This is a genomic window from Mucilaginibacter sediminis, from assembly GCF_051903035.1.
GTDB lineage: Bacteria > Bacteroidota > Bacteroidia > Sphingobacteriales > Sphingobacteriaceae > Mucilaginibacter.
On sequence record NZ_CP170602.1, the window covers coordinates 3,236,371 to 3,254,415 of the forward strand.

The window sequence follows — 18,045 nt, forward strand, 5'->3', positions numbered from 1 at the left end:
TTTCAGCACTTTAGCCAATATCCAAATTTTCCGGGTTCTGAAAAAAATGTCACAGTAAAACCCCAGACTTGCCAAGTTTTAAAAACTTCGCAAGTCTTTCGCCGGTTTCTCATTCCCCCTACCATAATTCCGCGAAATTCTACAATTCAGGATAACCGCGTTTCACTTTTGATACAAAAAAGCACAAAAACCTTCAAAAAAACACAAAAAAAGGCGACAAGTATAAACTTATCGCCTCTATTATATTTTTCCTCCCCCTTCAGGGGGTCGGGGGGCTGCTCTTACATATAAGCCCTTTGGTTTTTACCTTCCATCCAGTTAACAAAGGCGCGGTTAACAACTTTATTGCCGCCTGGGGTTGGATAATCGCCGCTGAAGTACCAGTCGCCGGTATGGTCGGGGCAGGCAATATGCAGGTTATCTAAAGTTTGATAGATAACTTTCACTTCGCATTTTATTTCTTTAGGAGTAATGATCTGCGCTATACGGTCAGATACCTGCTGATCGGTAAATAGCTCGTATATCGCCTTTACGTGGTTCTGTACTTTTTCTTTCGGCAACTTAATGCTGTCTTTACATTTCTGGTAAACGTCAAGGATAACATCTTCCCTGTCCATTTCCTTTAACAAGCTGATGGCTGCTTCAAAAGCAACAAACTCACCCATGCGCGACATATCTATACCATAACAATCCGGGTAACGGATTTGCGGCGCCGATGATACCACTACAACCTTGGTTGGGCCAAGCCTGTCCAATATCTTCAGGATACTTTGTTTAAGTGTAGTACCGCGAACAATCGAGTCGTCCAGAACAACAAGGGTATCGGTGTTACGTTTTATTAAACCATAAGTGGTGTCATAAACGTGGGCAACCATTTCGCTGCGGTCGGCATCTTGGGTAATAAAGGTGCGCAGCTTAACATCTTTAATAGCAATTTTTTCAACCCTTGGGGCCATTGCCAGTATTTCGGTAAGCTCTTCGTCGCTAATTTTATCCTCGCGGCTCAGTAGCTTGTCGCGCTGGTATTTTTTTACGTATTTGTGCACGCCCTCAACCATGCCATAAAAGGCAACTTCGGCAGTATTGGGGATGTAGGAGAACACGGTATTTTTGATATCATTGTTAACAGCGTCCAATATTTGCGGGCAAAGCAGCCTGCCTAATTGTTTACGCTCACGGTAGATAGATGCATCGCTGCCACGCGAAAAGTAAATACGCTCAAACGAGCAGGATTTCTTCTCTTTAGGCTCACTAAACATAGTCTCGGTTATCTTCCCGTTCTTTTTAACAATAAGCGCGTGGCCAGGTTTAATCTCCCTGATCTCCTCCATAGGCACGTTAAATGCGGTTTGGATAGCAGGGCGTTCTGATGCTGCTACAACAATTTCATCGTTGTAGTAATAAAATGCCGGGCGAATGCCAACCGGGTCGCGCATTACAAAGGCATCGCCATGGCCCAGTATACCGGCTATGGTATAACCACCATCCCAGTTTTTGGCCGATTTTGTTAAAATTTTGGCAACGTCCATGTCATTAGCAATCAGTTTGCTAATCTCCACGTTATCGTCTAATCCTTCGCGTTTGTACTGGTCAAACAAGCCCTGGTTTTCGGTATCAATAAAGTGGCCCATTTTTTCGAGCACTGTAATGGTATCGGCTTGCTCTTTCGGGTGCTGGCCCAGGTCGTAAAGTTGCTGCAAAAGCTCATCAACATTGGTCATGTTAAAGTTGCCTGCAATAACCAGGTTCCTGGTTTGCCAGTTGTTTTGGCGCAGGAACGGATGGCAGCTTTCGATAGAGTTTTTACCATGGGTACCATAACGCAGGTGCCCTAATAAAACCTCGCCGGTAAAGCTTACATGTTCTTTGAGCCATTCGGCATCCAACATTTTTTCGGGGGTTTCTTTCTGAATCTCCGCGAATTTCTTCTGGATGTATTCAAAAATATCAGCAACGGCGTTTGAAGCCATTGACCGGTGACGACTGATGTACCGCTTGCCCGGGGCAATATCTAATTTAATGGTAGCAACACCTGCGCCATCCTGGCCGCGGTTATGTTGTTTCTCCATTAAAAGGTAAAGCTTGTTCAGTCCGTACAGCGCAGTTCCGTACTTTTTCTGATAAAAAGATAGTGGCTTTAATAAGCGGATAAATGCCACACCGCATTCATGTTTAATCTGATCGCTCATGATTCGGAATGAGGCTGCAAAGGTATCATTTATAATGGACTCTTTATAAAATCATTTGTCATTAAATAGTAGTTTAAACATCTTTTTAGATGTGCAGATTTTAGATTACAGATGTGCAGGTGTTTTTGGCTGATTATTCGTCAGAATCACTCTTTTTCAGCAGGGTAAAATGATTGCGTAACCTCAATCAACCCTACAATATGATCGTTAAATTCTTCCAGCTCTTCGGCCGGCACCCATAATTCGTTATGGATTGGGCCTCCAACATTTTCAACATTATATTTTGCCAGGAATACGGCAGGTAAACTAAACTTAGTTACAAAACCCGAACCGGATGCGGGTACATTCCAATCCCTTGCTATCTGAATAGCATAAGCTTCATTCATCACCGGGTAAAAAATAGGCTGCTGGGCCAATCGCTTCGGAAACCTCTTAAATCCTGATTCTTCTATCAGCTTTAATTCCCTTGGCCCCACCGGACGCCATAATGTTGCGAGTTCTTCTTTTTGCACAAGGTAAATTTAGGGAATTTTGTCTGAATCAGAATTTACAGAATTTTAGAATTTTCAAAATAACGCGGCATTCTGTTAATTTTTTAATTCTGTAAACGGCGTAGCCCTCTTGAACTCCTTAAAAAAAAATTAAATGTGAAAAATTCTGATTCAGACAACATCCGCACATCTAAAATCTGTAATCTGCACATCTATCATCTACCTCGAAAAACCTACCATCCTATGTAAAGCCACCGGGTCATAAACCCTGCCAGCTTTAATCACAACCGATACTTTGCGGATATCGCTGATATTTTTTAAAGGATCGCCATCTACCAGTATAATATCCGCCTGCTTACCCGCTTCAATTGAGCCGGCTTGTTTATCAATGCCCATGGCCTGGGCAGGTGTAATGGTAGCTGTTTTAATGGCCTGGGCGGGCGTTAAACCCGCCAATACGTATAGTTCCAGTTCCCTGTCCAGGCTAAAACCAGGGAAACCCATATCGGTACCAGCTACGATAATAATGCCTGCATCATACAGTTTTTTTACAGATGTAACCATGCCTTGCATCACAGGCCGAAATTTTGTCGCATTGGCCGGCTCCATCCCCATGTTTTTAAACAGCGTTTGCAATGGCGGCGGTAATGTGTTGTATGCCGGCTCCAGGTTTGTGATGCTATCTTTTACATTTCGAAAGGCAAGTTCAAAGACACCCAAAGTGGGGTCTATCACCACATGATGGTCTTTAATAAATTTGATTGCCGCCACGCTTACCGAATCATCAAAATCTACAGATCTGTCTTTATTTCTCTTTAAAATGGCGTAAACATATTGCTCGTGGTTTACCATGTTCATGCCCGAGTCTACCCCCTGCTGCAAGGTCATTCCGTTAGGGATGTGGCCGGTTACTGTTAAGCCCACTTTATGGGCTTCATCGCAAATAGCCTTTACTATTGAAGGTTTTACCGAGCTGTAAATTTTTATCTGCGCAAATCCATTTTCTTTATAACGGTCAACCGCTTTTATGGCTTCTTCCTTTGTATCTGCCTGTATAATACCCAGCGACATTGGCCCTTTGCCGTCAATAATACCTGCTTTCAGGATATTTGGCCCAACACCTTTGCCGCCATCTATGGCACTTTTTATAGCATTAATATATTCAAATTCGTTGCCGCAGTCCCTAACTGTTGTTACCCCGGCTGCCAGGTAGGCCGGTCCCCACTCTGCCTGTTCAAAATGCGAGTGCATATCCCATAAGCCGGGTAAAATACTTTTACCGTTGGCGTTTATTACTTTGGCACCGGCAGGTATTTTAACACTGCCCGCTTTACCTGTCATTTTTATCAGGCCATCTTCTATCAATACTACTGCGTTGGGCATACTGGTGCCGGTATTTACATCAACCAGGTTCCCCCCGGTAATGGCAATCACCTTATTAACCACCCCCGTAGGCGCTGCTGCCTTAGCGAAGATCTGCATACCGTAAACCGCCGCTTTGCTAATCAGTTCGGGCAACAGGCTCTCATATTCTTTACGCACCGACTCCAGTTTGTCGCCTTCGGCATCATTGGTGATGAGGCAAATGAGTTTACCGCCGGCATCCGCCCAAATCAGTTCGTTGCCCCAAACCAGGCCGCTTACGGTATATCTCTCAAGCAGCAATTGTTTACCGTTAAAAGTCAATTGATCTGTACCGTCTTTCTTTATTTGTACCGAGCCAAAGGGCAGGGTTTTCATAGTTTCTGGCTGCTTATTCTTTTTCCAGTATTGCAGCATTGCTTGTTGTACCAATGTAGGTGAGTAACCTGCCACAGGAAAGCTAAGGCGCTGATGCGTTTTATAGCTGGTAAGTTTTTCATCAACCTTAAATACAACACCGTCATTTAAAACCCTTACCGAATCGTTAATTGTCGAAAACCTGGATGTTTTTCCTTTTACAACCAGTTCGAGCGGGTTACCTTTAGCAGTTAACTTTAAACTGGCTTTCAACGGCACAGGGGAACCCCGGTCGACAAACTTAAAATCGACGGCATACTTAATGGAGTCCTTATATTTAGTTACCCAATAAGTTTCTTTACCAATATGCTGCGCAAATTTATGCAGGAAGAAAGTCCCGCTATCAGTTGGTAAAACAGTTTGAGCCTTTACATTAAAAGCCAGCGCTAAAAGCGGGACAAACACAATATTTTTTTTCATATGGCAGGTGGATTCAGATAAACTAAGTTATTACTTAATCCCTGATGTTGCAATGATTGAAAAGCAATACAGATGTGCAGATGCCCCGTCTGTCATTTATTTCTGAATCAGAATTTACCGAATTTTAGAATTTTCAAAATAACGCTGCATCGTGCTAATTTTAAAATTCTGTAAATTCTGATTCAGACAACATCAGTAATCTGCACATCTAATACTTAATATCCCTGAAAGTTATGTTAATCCTTGGCCCTGGCTGTTTGGCAGTTTTGGGTACCTGGTGCAGCCAGTTATGCTGCGTAGCTCCCTGCATTATAAGCAAGCAGCCATTATTAAGGGCGATAGAAACTTTAGCGTTCTTTTCTTGCTTGTGTTTAAATTGAAAAGTACGGGTAGCACCAAACGATGCCGAAGCTATAACAGGGTTGCCGCTCAATTCTTTCTCGTCATCGCTATGCCAGCCCATGCTGTCGTCGCCATGGCGGTAGTAGTTAAGCAGGGCCGAGTTAAATTGTTTACCGCATTGTTGCTCAGCAGCCTCCTTTATCTGCCTTAACAATGGCGTAAATGGAATGGGTGTATTTACTACGCCGGAGTAGGTGTATTCCTGGTCGCCATCGGCATACCAGGAAGTAAGCCGCGGGAAGTTGACCATTTTACCATAGATCTTCATCCTGTCCTGCTTCCAAAGGATGCTGTGTTTTAGCTGTTCAAAGATATCGAGACTACCCTCCTCTTCATAAAAATTGGGATACAGATAAACCTCACCATCAAAAGGTAGCATATTTTGATGAGCCGCTGTAAACATTCCTAATTGATTATCTGAAAACATATTTTTAAAATTGAGTCAAGTGCTAAGAATCAAGAGTTAAGACAAAAACACGTATTAACACCACTTTATAGACAAGTGTATTGTCAATACGTTTAATAACATAATATTTTTATGACTACGCGGCAATCATCGCCCCCTGTGTCTTGACTCTTGACTCCCTCGCCGCCACTAAATAAAAAAAATCCGGCTTCTCAGCCGGACTTTCGGGTTTATAGATTTGGTTTGAAAGTCGTAATTAAAGTTTTTCGCCGTGCTGGCTGATATCCAGCCCCACCACTTCATCTTCGGCAGATACCCGGAGAGGCGAGATCATATCTGTTATTTTAAGTAATAACAACGATCCGAAAAACGCGAAGACAGATACGCCCACCAGTGCTAAAAGCTGCACCAAAAACAAGTGCGTTTCGCCAAAGAAAAGGCCGTTGCCGGTAGTATTTGCAGCATTTACGTGCTGATTGGCAAAAACACCGGTTAGCAGCATACCCACCATACCACCTACCCCATGGCAAGGGAATACATCAAGTGTATCATCAATGGTAGTGCGTGTACGCCACTCCACAACCAGGTTGCTTACCACTGCCGATATAATACCGATAGCCAGCGAATGCGGAACTGTTACATAACCTGCAGCCGGTGTAATGGCAACAAGGCCTACTACCGCGCCGATACAGGTGCCCATAGCCGATGGCTTGCGGCCAAGCAGCATATCAAAAAATATCCAGGTAATACCACCGGCAGCCGAAGCTGTTGTGCTGGTAGCCAAAGCCGTAACTGCCAAAGCATTTGCCCCAAAGGCCGAACCGGCATTAAAACCAAACCAGCCAAACCATAAAAGCCCGGTGCCTATCATTACATAAGTAATACGGGCAGGCGAATGGTTAGCCTCGTTACGGCGTTTTAAATATAACGCAGAGGCCAGCGCAGCCCACCCGGCCGACATGTGGACTACCGTACCGCCAGCAAAGTCAAGCACGCCCAGTTTGGCCAGTATTCCATCGGGATGCCAGGTGCAATGCGCCAGCGGCGAGAATATTAAGATGGAGAACAATACCAAAAAAATAATGTACGAGTTAAAACGGATCCGCTCGGCAAAGGCACCGGTAATTAGCGCCGGGGTAATAATGGCGAATTTTAACTGGTACATAGCAAACAATAACAAAGGTATGGTTGGCGCGGCTTTCCAGGTGGCGTTGCCCAGCATCCCCTTCATCATAAAATAAGTAGCAGGGTTGCCAATCAGCCCATGAAAACTCTCGCCAAAGGCCAGGCTAAAACCAAAAATGCCCCAAAGTACCGTGATGATAACCATACAAACAATGCTTTGCAGCATGGTCGAGATCACGTTTTTTTTGTTGACCATACCGCCGTAAAAGAAAGCAAGCCCCGGTGTCATGATCAAAACAAGCGCTGTCGACATCAACATCCAGGCTATATCCCCGGTATTAAAATTGGGGTTTCCGGAGTTTTTAAACTCGACTGATGGAAATAGAAAAGTAAGCGTAAGAATTATAAGTATAATTAGAAAAGGAATATACCGCTTCATTTAATTTAAGACTTGTTAAAAAACAGCCTAAATTAATATTTTTCCGCCTATAAAAAGAAGATTATGTTAATTTTATATTAAATAGATAATAAAAAATTAAGTTTACAGGTATTTTAAAACGAAATCCGGAAAAACTCCCAGCAAAATCAATATAAAGCCTATAATTACAACCAAAATGAGCAGGTTATAGGATTTTTTATATTCAATATCCTGATTTTCTGACCTTTTCAGGAATAAATTAAGCGGAATTTTAATATAGTAAAACAAGCTTACCACGGTTGTTAAAGCCCCGGTAGCCATCAGCAGCATCAGCCAGATGCTGTGATTTTGCTGGTAAAGCCCATACACTGCCGAAAACACAAACACCTTACCCGTAAAGCCCGCGCTCACCGGCAAGCCCGTAAGCGATATCAGTATTATGGTAAAACATACCGCTGCAACAGGGTACTTTAAACCAAGGCCTTTATAGTCGTCAAGGTTTTCGGCACCAATTACATTAGTAAAATAAGTTGCCAGCACCAAGGCGCCAATATTGGCCAATGCATAAACTAACAGGTAATAAGTTAAAGCCGATATTCCTTGCTGGTTAAGCACCACCACTGCCATCAGCGCGAAACCGGTATGGCCAATGCTGGAGTAAGCCAGCATCCGTTTAATATTACTTTGCAATACCGCGGCAAAGTTGCCCGCTATCATGCTGATAATACCGGCTACCGATAGTACGATAACCAAATCGAAACCAGTATTTGCGCCCAATAGCACAAAAGGCGGTAAAAGGTTAACCAATAAAGCAAACGCGGCAATTTTGGGTAAAGTTGACAGGTATGCCGTAACCGGCGTTGGCGCGCCCTGGTATACATCGGGCACCCAAAAATGAACAGGAACAAATGACAGTTTAAACCCTATGCCAACCAGCACCAGCACTATGGCGAAGGCCGAGCTGAGGTGATTAACCTTTAAAAGCTCCATAACGGTATTATGCTGCAAAATATCCAGCGAACCACTAAACGCATATAACAACGACATACCATAAAGCATAATGGCCGATGATGCTGCCCCAAACAGTACATACTTTAAGCCCGCCTCGGTACTAAAGGCGTTCTCGCTCCGGTAGGCGACCATCAGGTATGATGCAATGGAAACCATCTCGATAGCCAGGTAAATAGACAGCAGGTTTACAGCCATCACCATTAAATGCAGGCCGAATATGGAAGCTATGGTGATGGTATATAAATCTGATAAGCCTTTTTGGTGGCTTTTCAGTTTCTCGTCCCACGTAAAATACAACAGCAGGATAAAGGCAAGCAAATCGATGATTACTTTAAACCACAGGCCGCTCCGGCTTAGGAGCAGCATTTGGCTAAACAGCAGGTGCGGGCCATCCAATATCAGCCCAAATTGCTTTAAATCGGCAAATACAACCAACAGTACGCCTGTGACGGCTACCATGCGGCAATAACCGGCAGATGTTTTACCAAACAGCAAATCGGTTATCATCACAAACACAAATAGCAAGCCCAGGTATGCTTCGGGCATAAAATAGTACAGGCTGGCAATTACCTGGGTTAGCTGTTCGGATATGTTGGTGAGCAATTGATGCATTTATATTATTGAACTATTACTGATTGATCCTTGGGATATTTAACCTGATACTTTAACAGCACCTTTTTATCATCCTGCGAATTTAACACGAAATTCCATGAAAGTTTGCCCGTGTGGGCATCCAATTTTGCACCCGATGTTTCCTGCACATCTACCTGTATATCGGTATTCTGCGAAACGGGCACCTGGTCTTCTACCAATAAACTAACCGGCTGGATTTTGCGGTTTTTAGCTTCAATGAGCCAGTTGCGGGTCTCTTTTTTGTTAGATCCAAATACCTGCCTGCCGGCCAGTTCCTTTTGCAGGGTGCGGGTAACTACAATATTCTTATCGTTCCCTAAGGAAAGGTTTAATGCATCTGTAGTGGCCTGGGTATTGATTAGTGATTTACCGATGAAAGTTCCTTCAAAAAACAAACTGGCTTCGCCGGATAGGAAATTGTATTTGTTCCAGTTGGTAAGCTGGGCGGTTAAAAACACATCTGTGCTTATTTTGGGCGCAACGTAGTACTGGTAACTGGCGTCCAGGTCAAACTGACCAATCTCTACCATATACTGCTTGCCATCAGTTGGCACGGTGTAGGGGTTGGCAATGGCAAACTCTACGTTAGTTTGGTTTTCGATTTTTTTAACTTCTATCGGTGTGGTGGAGTAGCCTAAACTTGAGATTCCCCTAATCTTTATTTTATCACTTGATCCGGGTGTAACACTCGCTCCGGAAACCCGACCCTCAAGAGCGTCTGATGTACTGCTGTAACCCACCACAACAACCTCATTTAAAGCCCGAGCTGATGGCTTAAGCGCTACACTTATTACTACAGCATTAGCCTGCCGCTCCATCGTTTCATAACCAATGTAGCTATAAGTTATGGTTGGGTTACCTCCGGGCACCTGGATATCGTAATTACCATCCTTATCGCTTACAGTGCCTATGGAAGAACCTTTTATCCTGATAGATACGCCGGGCAAGGGCTGCCCGTCCTCCTGTGCAACAACCTTACCCGTAACTTTGGTGATGCTGCTGGCAGCTCCTGAATAATACATGCCAAAATTTAAATAATCCGGGGTAAGCTCGGGCTTACTGCCGCTTACGGTTGGGTTGCCTGTTGACAGGGTGATTTTTATGTTCTTCCATTCCTCGCCGCTTTGCTGCGATACATTGGCTTTATAAGTTATGCTGATAGGGCTGTTTACATTTTTGGCCCTGATATCATAAACCGGGTACCAGCTGGCGGTATGCACCACATAGTTGATGGTAAATGCAGACTGCAGATCGGTTTTAGACGATACCGTAACCAACACATTACTGGTAGTGCTGCGGCGGCCTTTAACAATATCGACAATTTGCTTATCATATTTTTGAAGCTCGAGGTTTAGCAGTGCAACCTGGTCGGCCACAGCTTGTTGTTTTTGTTTGATCTCGGTTAGGCGGGCTGTTTGAAAATCAAGCGCCTGTTTGAGTTTTATAATGTCGAGCCCATTTTTTTTTCCGCTGCCAACCTGGTTTTTTGATAGCATATCGGCCTCTTCCTGGTAAATAGGGAGCAGGCTGTTTTGTAGGGATATTTTATCCCTGATGAGTTTTTGCTGGGCTTGCAGGTCGGTAATTTGTTTTTGCTTTAGTTCTTCGTTTAAAAAATCAAGTTCGTGCTTAACCGATAGGATAGTAAAATTGCCCCCTGCGCTTACCTGCAGGCTTTGCACATCCATATCTGCCGATAGGTTGTTGAACACAAGGGTAGATGTGCCCGCGCTTATGTTTACCTGCGCGGTGCGGCTTACTTGTGCCCCGCTTAAAAACACGGTAACTTTTTGAACTTTCGAGGCAATTTTTTGCCCTTCGTCGGCTTTGGAGGCAATAGCTATAAATAAAAAAATAGCGGTTGATAGTTTTTTGAACATAACGTCTTCGGTTAAATGGATACTTGCTGTTAGTTTTCCCCCCTTAGCCTCAAAGGGCGTTGGGTAAACTAAAGATGCAGCGGTATGCATTTTTCCATAAAAGAATTTATGCTGGTACACTATCAATTATTTGGTGTGTAAAAATTGTATAAAAGCTAATACCGAATCGTTGATCTTATCAAAAACCAATGATGGCATTATACCTAATGCCAGGGCGATGATGGCCAATGGGGCAAGCGTAAGTTTCTCGCGCAGGTTTAAATCTGTCAGCGCTATTTTCCAAACGGCGCCACCTTTTAACGATTCCTTACCGAAGAACATGCGCTGCAGTGTCCATAAAAAGTAGGCCGCGCCAAACAGTATGCCCAGGGTACCGCAAACAGCCATCCAATAGGGCAACAAACCATTTTCCGTATGCGATTTAAATACACCGGCTAACGTAAACGCCTCGGCCACAAATGCCGAAAAGCCCGGCAAGCCCAACGAAGCGAAAAAGGCGATCATGACAAAGGCCGTATATTTTGGCATCAGGGTAGCGAGGCCACGGAAATGGTAAATATCCCTGTCATGCACCCTATTATAGATAACCCCTACCAGGAAGAATAACATAGTTGATAAAAAGCCGTGGCTCACCATTTGCATTACGGCTCCGCTTACGCCCTCGGCAGTCTGCGATGCAATGCCCAGCAGTACAAAACCCATATGCGATACTGAGGAATAAGCGATCATCCGTTTCAGATCGCGTTGTGCAAGCGCGTTGAACGCGCCGTATAAAATGGAGATAACACCCAGCAGGCCCAGCCAAAAGGCATGCGCGGTAGCTACTTCGGGGAAGATGCCTATACAGATGCGGATAATACCGTAGCCGCCAATTTTTAACAGGATACCGGCAAGGATAATAGATACCGGCGTAGGTGCCTCTACGTGGGCATCGGGCAGCCACGTGTGCAAGGGCACTACAGGCACTTTAATAGCAAAGGCGATAAATAATACCACAAAACCCACGGTACGTGCAGGCATGCCTAATATGGTTTGGTGGCTTGCCAGGGAAAACACCGACCCGGCATTGAAGTTGGCCGGGTTCATCATTTGCACCATGTTAAAAGTATGGTTCCCGGTGGCCGGATCAGTAACCGACAGGTATAAACCCACCATCACCAATAACATAAATACCGAACCAAAAAGGGTGTACAAAAAGAACTTGATGGAAGCATACTCGCGCCTTGCACCGCCCCACATGCCTATCAGGAAGTATAGCGGCAGCAACATCAGCTCATAAAACATGTAAAACAGGAAGAAATCCAACGCGCAAAACACACCGATAACTGCCATATCCAGCAGTAAAAACAATAGAAAAAAACCCTTAAGGTTGCTCTTGATTTCCCAGCAGGCCAGGGTAGCTATCACCAATACCAGCGATGTCATCACCAGTAAGGTGATGGAAATGCCGTCTATCCCCACAAAATAATCAATCTGCATTTTGCCCAGGCTTCCCAGGTTAAGGCTTATCCATGGCAGTTTTTGCACAAACTGAAATTGCTCTTCGTGGTTAATACCGCCAAAGCCGGCACCTGTTTTAAAGTTCAGGTACATCCAGATGCTGATACCCAGTTGGATTAACGTAGCACCAAGGGTAATATATTTAAAGCTGTTGCGCATGCTTGACGGCAGCAGCATAATAATAATGCCGAACAGTACAGGTATAAATATGAGTAGCGTTATTATATTCATCAGGTTTATATCAGTATTTTTAAAATAAACAGCAGCAGTACAATGGCCAGCATACTAAACAAATAATATTGCACTTTACCCCCCTGGAATTTACGTGCAAAATTGCCAATACCTTGGACAATGGCCGCCATCAGGTGCAAAAATCCGTCGACAATATATTTATCCGCCCAGGCGGCAAAGCTTGCAACACATCTGCTCATAGTGGCAAGCAGGTGGATAAATCCATCAATAATATTTTTATCAAACCAGTACAGGAATTTACCCAAACCCAACACCGGTTTTACGAATACACGCTTATATATTTTATCGAAATACCATTGGTTGTAGGATAAGCGGTACAAGAGCCCGGTTTGCGGGAATGCAAAACTGCTTTGCTTTATATAGATGGCATAAGCAGCGTAAATGACCAGTAGGCTGAAAATATTTACCAGCGCCGGGATGGTAAGGTGATAAATGCTCTCGAACTTGCTGATCGGCGAAATATTGGTTCCTTGAAATAACCAGCTTTTTTGGTAAGAAAACGGGGTAAACGAGAACAGCGGAAAAAAGCAACAAACTGCCAAAAGTACCAAAGGCAGTTTGTATTGCCAGCCACCATCTGCCATATGAAACTTTAAGTTCGGGTAGGTTTTGCTCAGCCTGAATTCGCCAAAGAAAACTTTGAAGATCAGCCGGGCCACATAGAAAGCCGTAAGCCAGCTGGTTAATAGCGCCATGATCGGGATTATCTTAAACCAGGCAGCTTTGCCGTCGCTCCATTCAAAAGCCTGGATCAGGATACCATCTTTAGATAGATAGCCCGATGTAAGCGGCAAGCCTATCAACGCCAAACCGCCAATAAGGGCGACGACGAAAGTTAGCGGCAATTTTTTTCGCAGGCCACCCATTAACGAAATATCCTGCGGATCGATATCAAGGTTGTTTTCTTCTTTAACATGCTGCATTTCGTGGATCACGATACCGGCCACCAGGAAAAGCAAACATTTAAAAAAAGCATGCGTAGCCAAATGGAACAGCGACGATGAGTAAGCACCTACCCCCATACCCAAAACCATAAAGCCTAATTGTGATATGGTAGAATATGCCAGCACCCGTTTTAAATCATTTTGCGTAAGCGCGATGGTAGCCGCCATAAAAGCAGTAAAGCAACCAATGCAGGCGAGTATGGTAAGCTCTGTTTGAGTAAACATTGGATATACCCTGCCTAACAGGAACACACCTGCCGCAACCATAGTAGCAGCGTGTATTAACGCCGATACCGATGTTGGCCCTTCCATAGCATCGGGCAGCCAGGTGTGCAATGGAAACTGTGCCGATTTAGCAGCGACTGCTAAAACGATACCTGCGACGGCGATGTATTGCCAGATGGCTGGCAGTGACCCCGAGGCCCCACCGGATAGCCATATCGACCCGTAAGACGTTGGCAGCAAATCGGGCTGTATAGCCCATTGCCCATCCCTTATGGCAGAAATACTGAGCATGCCCTGATGCCCAAACAACGCATTAATATCAAAAGTGCCATAAACGGTAAACAGGATAATAATAGCGCTTAGCAAGCCAATATCACCTATCCTATTCATGATAAAGGCTTTTTTATTGGCCTGTACCGCTTTATCTTTTGTAAACCAAAAACCGATTAAAAGGTACGATGAAAAGCCCACCAGTTCCCAGAAAGCGTAAAACAGCACCAGGTTATCCACCACTACCAAAGCCAGCATGCTGAAACAGAAGAAGCTGAGGTAGGTAAAGTAGCGGCTATACCTGTCATCATGCTTCATATACGCCGTAGAGTAAATATGCACCGGCAACGCGATAACCGACACCAGCAACAGCATCAATGCCGATAGGTTATTGAGTAGAAGGCCCGCATAAACTTTGGTATCGCCAATAGTAAACCAAACCTGGTTTACGTGAATCTGCGGATTATTCCATACCCCGGCAAATACTTTGGCTGCCAAAACACAACTTAACAAAATAGCCACGGCAGATACCCAACCCGCAACCTTGCTTTTTACCGGCAGGCAAAAGTTTACCAAAGCAGCAAGCAGCGGCGATGCTACAGCTGCGAGGGTGCAGGCGATGAGGGTGAGATCGGTATGGGATATGGTGTTGTTCAAACTGTCGTTGCCTTAGGCTTATATTGTAATAGTTTTTTAAGCGTCATTGCGAGGTACGAAGCAATCCCCAACTTGCAGTTCCGCCTGCAAAGTGGCGACTTGTCCTAAAGAGATTGCTTCGTACCTCGCAATGACGATCTCTTTATTGTTTATGTTAAAATCCAGACTTACGAAGTTTTAAAAACTTCGTAAGTCTCTACGTTGACAGCCGCTAAATACTTTCTCATCATTAATCCCTCAAATTATTAATCTTACCCGGATCAATGGTTTTATATTTCCTATACACGTTCAAAATAATAGCCAGCGCTACCGCGGTGGTTGCCGCCGCCAATATAATAGCAAATAGGGCGAATATTTGTCCGCTATTGTTCGCGCTGTCGTGTTTACCAAAGGCTACCAGGTTTAGTATGGCGGCATTCAGGATCAGTTCGATACCAATCAAAATCTGTATGGCGTTGCGTTTAGATACGATCATGTACAGGCCGATGCAAAACAGCATTACACTCACAATCAAAAAATCGGTTAAGGTAATCATGCTTCGGCCTCCTTACGTGAAAGGTGTGCTGCGCCAACCAGTGCCATCAATAGTAAAATGGAAATAGCCTCAAAAGGCAGCAGGTAGCGGGTCATTAAGTTAACACCAATATTATCAATCATCACCGCGTTTGGGGTAATGGTATTATTATTTGCGATGGAATCCTTTACCCAACCCAGGTTATTTACATCAGCCTTTAAGGCTACGTTAATCATCACGATAAAAAACAAGGCAGCAAGTAGTATTGCGGGCAATTTGCCTATGCTGAAGAATTTACCTTTTTGTTGCTGCAAAACATCCAACGTTTCTTTACCGGATAGCATAAAGGCAAATAGTATAAGTACCAATATTCCGCCTACATAGATCACCACCTGCGTAACAGCCACAAAATCGGCCAGGGCCAAAACATACAGGCCCGCCAGGGCAAACAGGGTGACAAAAAATACAAATATGCTGCGCACCAAATTGGTGGTTGATGCCGCATAAAGCGCCGAACCCACCGCTATAAAACTCATCAAATAAAACAGCACACGGACTAAGCTCATGCCCCGCCCTCCTTTTTTTGCATGGCGGCGAGTTTGGCAGCTTGCTTTTCGGCCTGTTGCTTATCAAACAAGGCACGTTTTTCGGCAGCAACTTCGGGTGGCATATCCGAGAATTCGTAAACCAGGTCGCTTAATTCAAAAACGGTTTTATCATATTGGTTGGTCATCACAATGCACTCGGTTGGGCACACGATGGTGCACAGGCCGCAGTACATGCATTTGGCCATATCAATATCAAACTTAGCTGCGTAAAGCCGTTTGGTGGTGCCATCAGATGTTTGGCCAATGGCTTCCGTAGCTTTTATGGCTTCAATATCAATACAATCTACGGGGCATACTTTGGCGCATAAATCGCACACAATGCAATCGTCCATCTCCACATCCAGCTGGTACCGGCCAATTTCGGGCACCGGCAATTGCTGCGTGGGGTACTGGATGGTGTTGGTGCCTTTTTCCAGTTGTTTAAAGTAGTTACTATCACTTACGGTTGTTATCTTCCGCGCAGAATTATTGGCAAACAAGTGCTTCACGGTAAGGCTTAAACCTTTCCATGCCGTTGTAAAACCGTTGATTAACTTAGTTAACAAATCTAATACTGTTGAAATTCTAAACTCTAAATTCTAAACTCTAAATTCTAAAAAAATCGTCTGAACCGGGATTTATCAGATTAAGGGATTTACCCGATTTTGACTTTTCGATGTCCGAAATTGCTTTGTTCCTTTTACCTTTCGCCTTTAACCTTTCATCCCAAATTACATCAGCCACACTCTCCATACACCCGATATCAGCACACATAAAAATGCCAGCGGGGTGAGTACTTTCCAGCAAAGGTTCATCAGTTGATCTACCCGGAAACGGGGCAGTGTCCACCTGATCCACATTTGGATGGCTACCAACCCTAACGTTTTTAGGCTTACCCATAAAATGCCCCACCACATGCCGGTTGTCCATGTTGCCAAATGCACCGGGCCCATATTTGGTAACGGTGTATTCCAGGCGCCTAAAAAAAGGATCACCCCTATCATGCTCACCAAAAACATCATCGAATATTCGGCCAAAAAAACCAGCGCGAACCGGATGCCTGTAAACTCGGTATGGAAACCTGCCACCAGCTCTGATTCCGCTTCGGGAATATCAAAGGGCGCGCGGTTACTTTCGGCCAATGAGGCTATAAAATAAATTACAAAAGCGATGATGAGATGTGGAGCACGGAATATATTCCAGCTCAACAAACCGCCTGTCGTAGTTACATCCCAAAAGCCGGCAAATTTTATTTTCTCTGGCGATAACACACCTTGCTGCATGGCCACAGCCTGCAGATCCAATGTTTGAGCGATCATCACTACGGATATAATGGCAAATCCGGCAGGAATTTCGTAAGATATGATTTGCGCGGCGGAGCGCATGGCGCCTAATATTGAATACTTGTTATTTGATCCCCAACCAGCCATCAGGATCCCCAATGTTTCGATAGAGATAATGGCGAAGACATAGTAAATGCCTAAATTTATTTTCGAGGGGATAAGCCCGGGGCCCCAGGGCAGGGCGGCAAAGCCCATGTATACCGCAATAAATATTACAGCGGGCGCCAGCATAAACAGCCATTTATCTGCGGCTGCCGGGATGATGAGTTCTTTTTGGATCATCTTCATAATATCGGCCAGGGTTTGCAACGAGCCGTATTTACCCGTTTCGGTAGGGCCAAGCCTGTCTTGTATAAATGCAGAGATCTTCCGCTCGGCATAAACGCCAAACAACGCAAAAAAGGCCGAAAAACTGAACAACCCTATAGCAACAATAAAATATGTGATATAATAATTCAAGCGCTTTTTTGATGAAGCTGCAAACTTACTAAATGTTGAGTTATTTTAGACGACAAGTTTGGTATATTAAATTGGTTAGCGGTTGATTGGGTGGGATTAGGTTGAATAAGTTGGATTGGGTTGATTAGGTGAGGGGTTGGTTATACACTTAACCGTCATTGCGAGTATCCATCAGGATGATCCTGAAAAAAATGGGGATGACATGCAACGAAATATAGTTAAACCAATGTCCAAAACTACCGTCATTGCGAGTGAACACCAGCTTACGCTGAAAAAAATAGCAATGACATGGCAGCGAATGGGGCTATTGTAGAGACGCATAATTGCGTCTCCCGCAGGACATTCAGAATTTGCAAGCTCAATTGCAAGGTCGATTTGCATGTGTGATTTGCATGCGGGAGACGCAATTATGCGTCTCTACGTCAAAAAAACAGCCTTGGTAATCAATATCTTACAAACACGTCATTATAAGGCACGAAGCAATCTTTGACATGCTAAGTCCCACATAGTTCGGGATTGCTTCGTACATCGCAATGACGA

13 protein-coding genes are annotated in these 18,045 nt (G+C 44.3%); all 13 read right to left on the reverse strand.

Annotation, left to right across the window (positions count from 1 at the left end; translation table 11 throughout):
• Nucleotides 1–281 precede the first annotated feature (281 nt).
• Complete coding sequence (locus ACFGVS_RS12900; RefSeq protein WP_090651255.1) at nucleotides 282–2,189, reverse strand: amidophosphoribosyltransferase; 1,908 nt, start codon at nucleotides 2,187–2,189, stop codon at nucleotides 282–284.
• Between the two features lie 146 nt (nucleotides 2,190–2,335).
• Nucleotides 2,336–2,701, reverse strand: a complete 366-nt coding sequence (locus ACFGVS_RS12905; RefSeq protein WP_274212065.1) for a hypothetical protein — start codon at nucleotides 2,699–2,701, stop codon at nucleotides 2,336–2,338.
• Between the two features lie 198 nt (nucleotides 2,702–2,899).
• Nucleotides 2,900–4,879, reverse strand: a complete 1,980-nt coding sequence (locus ACFGVS_RS12910; protein ID WP_439698938.1) for an amidohydrolase family protein — start codon at nucleotides 4,877–4,879, stop codon at nucleotides 2,900–2,902.
• A 208-nt stretch (nucleotides 4,880–5,087) separates the two neighbouring features.
• Nucleotides 5,088–5,708 (reverse strand): alpha-ketoglutarate-dependent dioxygenase AlkB family protein, encoded by a 621-nt coding sequence (locus ACFGVS_RS12915; RefSeq protein ID WP_439698939.1) that lies wholly within the window; start codon nucleotides 5,706–5,708, stop codon nucleotides 5,088–5,090.
• A 235-nt stretch (nucleotides 5,709–5,943) separates the two neighbouring features.
• The gene (locus ACFGVS_RS12920; RefSeq protein WP_439698940.1) at nucleotides 5,944–7,251 is read right to left on the reverse strand and encodes an ammonium transporter; all 1,308 of its coding nucleotides are present in this window, start codon (nucleotides 7,249–7,251) and stop codon (nucleotides 5,944–5,946) included.
• A 102-nt stretch (nucleotides 7,252–7,353) separates the two neighbouring features.
• On the reverse strand, nucleotides 7,354–8,853 hold the full coding sequence (locus ACFGVS_RS12925; RefSeq protein ID WP_439698941.1) for an NADH-quinone oxidoreductase subunit N: 1,500 nt from the start codon (nucleotides 8,851–8,853) through the stop codon (nucleotides 7,354–7,356).
• A gap of 5 nt (nucleotides 8,854–8,858) precedes the next feature.
• Nucleotides 8,859–10,874 (reverse strand): mucoidy inhibitor MuiA family protein, encoded by a 2,016-nt coding sequence (locus ACFGVS_RS12930; RefSeq protein ID WP_439698942.1) that lies wholly within the window; start codon nucleotides 10,872–10,874, stop codon nucleotides 8,859–8,861.
• A 6-nt stretch (nucleotides 10,875–10,880) separates the two neighbouring features.
• Nucleotides 10,881–12,485, reverse strand: a complete 1,605-nt coding sequence (locus ACFGVS_RS12935) for a complex I subunit 4 family protein (RefSeq protein WP_439698943.1) — start codon at nucleotides 12,483–12,485, stop codon at nucleotides 10,881–10,883.
• 5 nt (nucleotides 12,486–12,490) lie between these two features.
• Nucleotides 12,491–14,602 (reverse strand): NADH-quinone oxidoreductase subunit L, encoded by a 2,112-nt coding sequence (gene nuoL, locus ACFGVS_RS12940; protein WP_439698944.1) that lies wholly within the window; start codon nucleotides 14,600–14,602, stop codon nucleotides 12,491–12,493.
• Nucleotides 14,603–14,831: 229 nt separating this feature from the next.
• The gene (nuoK, locus tag ACFGVS_RS12945; RefSeq protein ID WP_439698945.1) at nucleotides 14,832–15,137 is read right to left on the reverse strand and encodes an NADH-quinone oxidoreductase subunit NuoK; all 306 of its coding nucleotides are present in this window, start codon (nucleotides 15,135–15,137) and stop codon (nucleotides 14,832–14,834) included.
• The gene (locus ACFGVS_RS12950; protein WP_439698946.1) at nucleotides 15,134–15,682 is read right to left on the reverse strand and encodes an NADH-quinone oxidoreductase subunit J family protein; all 549 of its coding nucleotides are present in this window, start codon (nucleotides 15,680–15,682) and stop codon (nucleotides 15,134–15,136) included. The genes nuoK and ACFGVS_RS12950 overlap by 4 nt, the downstream gene beginning before the upstream one ends.
• The gene (locus ACFGVS_RS12955; protein WP_274212054.1) at nucleotides 15,679–16,269 is read right to left on the reverse strand and encodes a 4Fe-4S binding protein; all 591 of its coding nucleotides are present in this window, start codon (nucleotides 16,267–16,269) and stop codon (nucleotides 15,679–15,681) included. Before ACFGVS_RS12955 ends, ACFGVS_RS12950 begins: the two co-directional genes overlap by 4 nt.
• Nucleotides 16,270–16,434: 165 nt before the next feature.
• Nucleotides 16,435–17,505: a complex I subunit 1/NuoH family protein gene (locus ACFGVS_RS12960; protein ID WP_439698947.1), complete on the reverse strand. Its 1,071-nt coding sequence runs from the start codon at nucleotides 17,503–17,505 to the stop codon at nucleotides 16,435–16,437.
• Nucleotides 17,506–18,045: the final 540 nt, after the last annotated feature.

Excerpts from the sequence above, each read along its gene's own strand:
- nuoK (WP_439698945.1), bottom strand. The coding sequence starts at position 15,137 with ATGATTACCTTAACCGATTTTTTGATTGTGAGTGTAATGCTGTTTTGC.
- ACFGVS_RS12950 (WP_439698946.1), bottom strand. The coding sequence starts at position 15,682 with ATGAGCTTAGTCCGTGTGCTGTTTTATTTGATGAGTTTTATAGCGGTG.
- ACFGVS_RS12900 (WP_090651255.1), bottom strand. The coding sequence starts at position 2,189 with ATGAGCGATCAGATTAAACATGAATGCGGTGTGGCATTTATCCGCTTA.
- ACFGVS_RS12925 (WP_439698941.1), bottom strand. The coding sequence starts at position 8,853 with ATGCATCAATTGCTCACCAACATATCCGAACAGCTAACCCAGGTAATT.
- ACFGVS_RS12935 (WP_439698943.1), bottom strand. The coding sequence starts at position 12,485 with ATGAATATAATAACGCTACTCATATTTATACCTGTACTGTTCGGCATT.
- ACFGVS_RS12920 (WP_439698940.1), bottom strand. The coding sequence starts at position 7,251 with ATGAAGCGGTATATTCCTTTTCTAATTATACTTATAATTCTTACGCTT.
- ACFGVS_RS12910 (WP_439698938.1), bottom strand. The coding sequence starts at position 4,879 with ATGAAAAAAAATATTGTGTTTGTCCCGCTTTTAGCGCTGGCTTTTAAT.
- ACFGVS_RS12915 (WP_439698939.1), bottom strand. The coding sequence starts at position 5,708 with ATGTTTTCAGATAATCAATTAGGAATGTTTACAGCGGCTCATCAAAAT.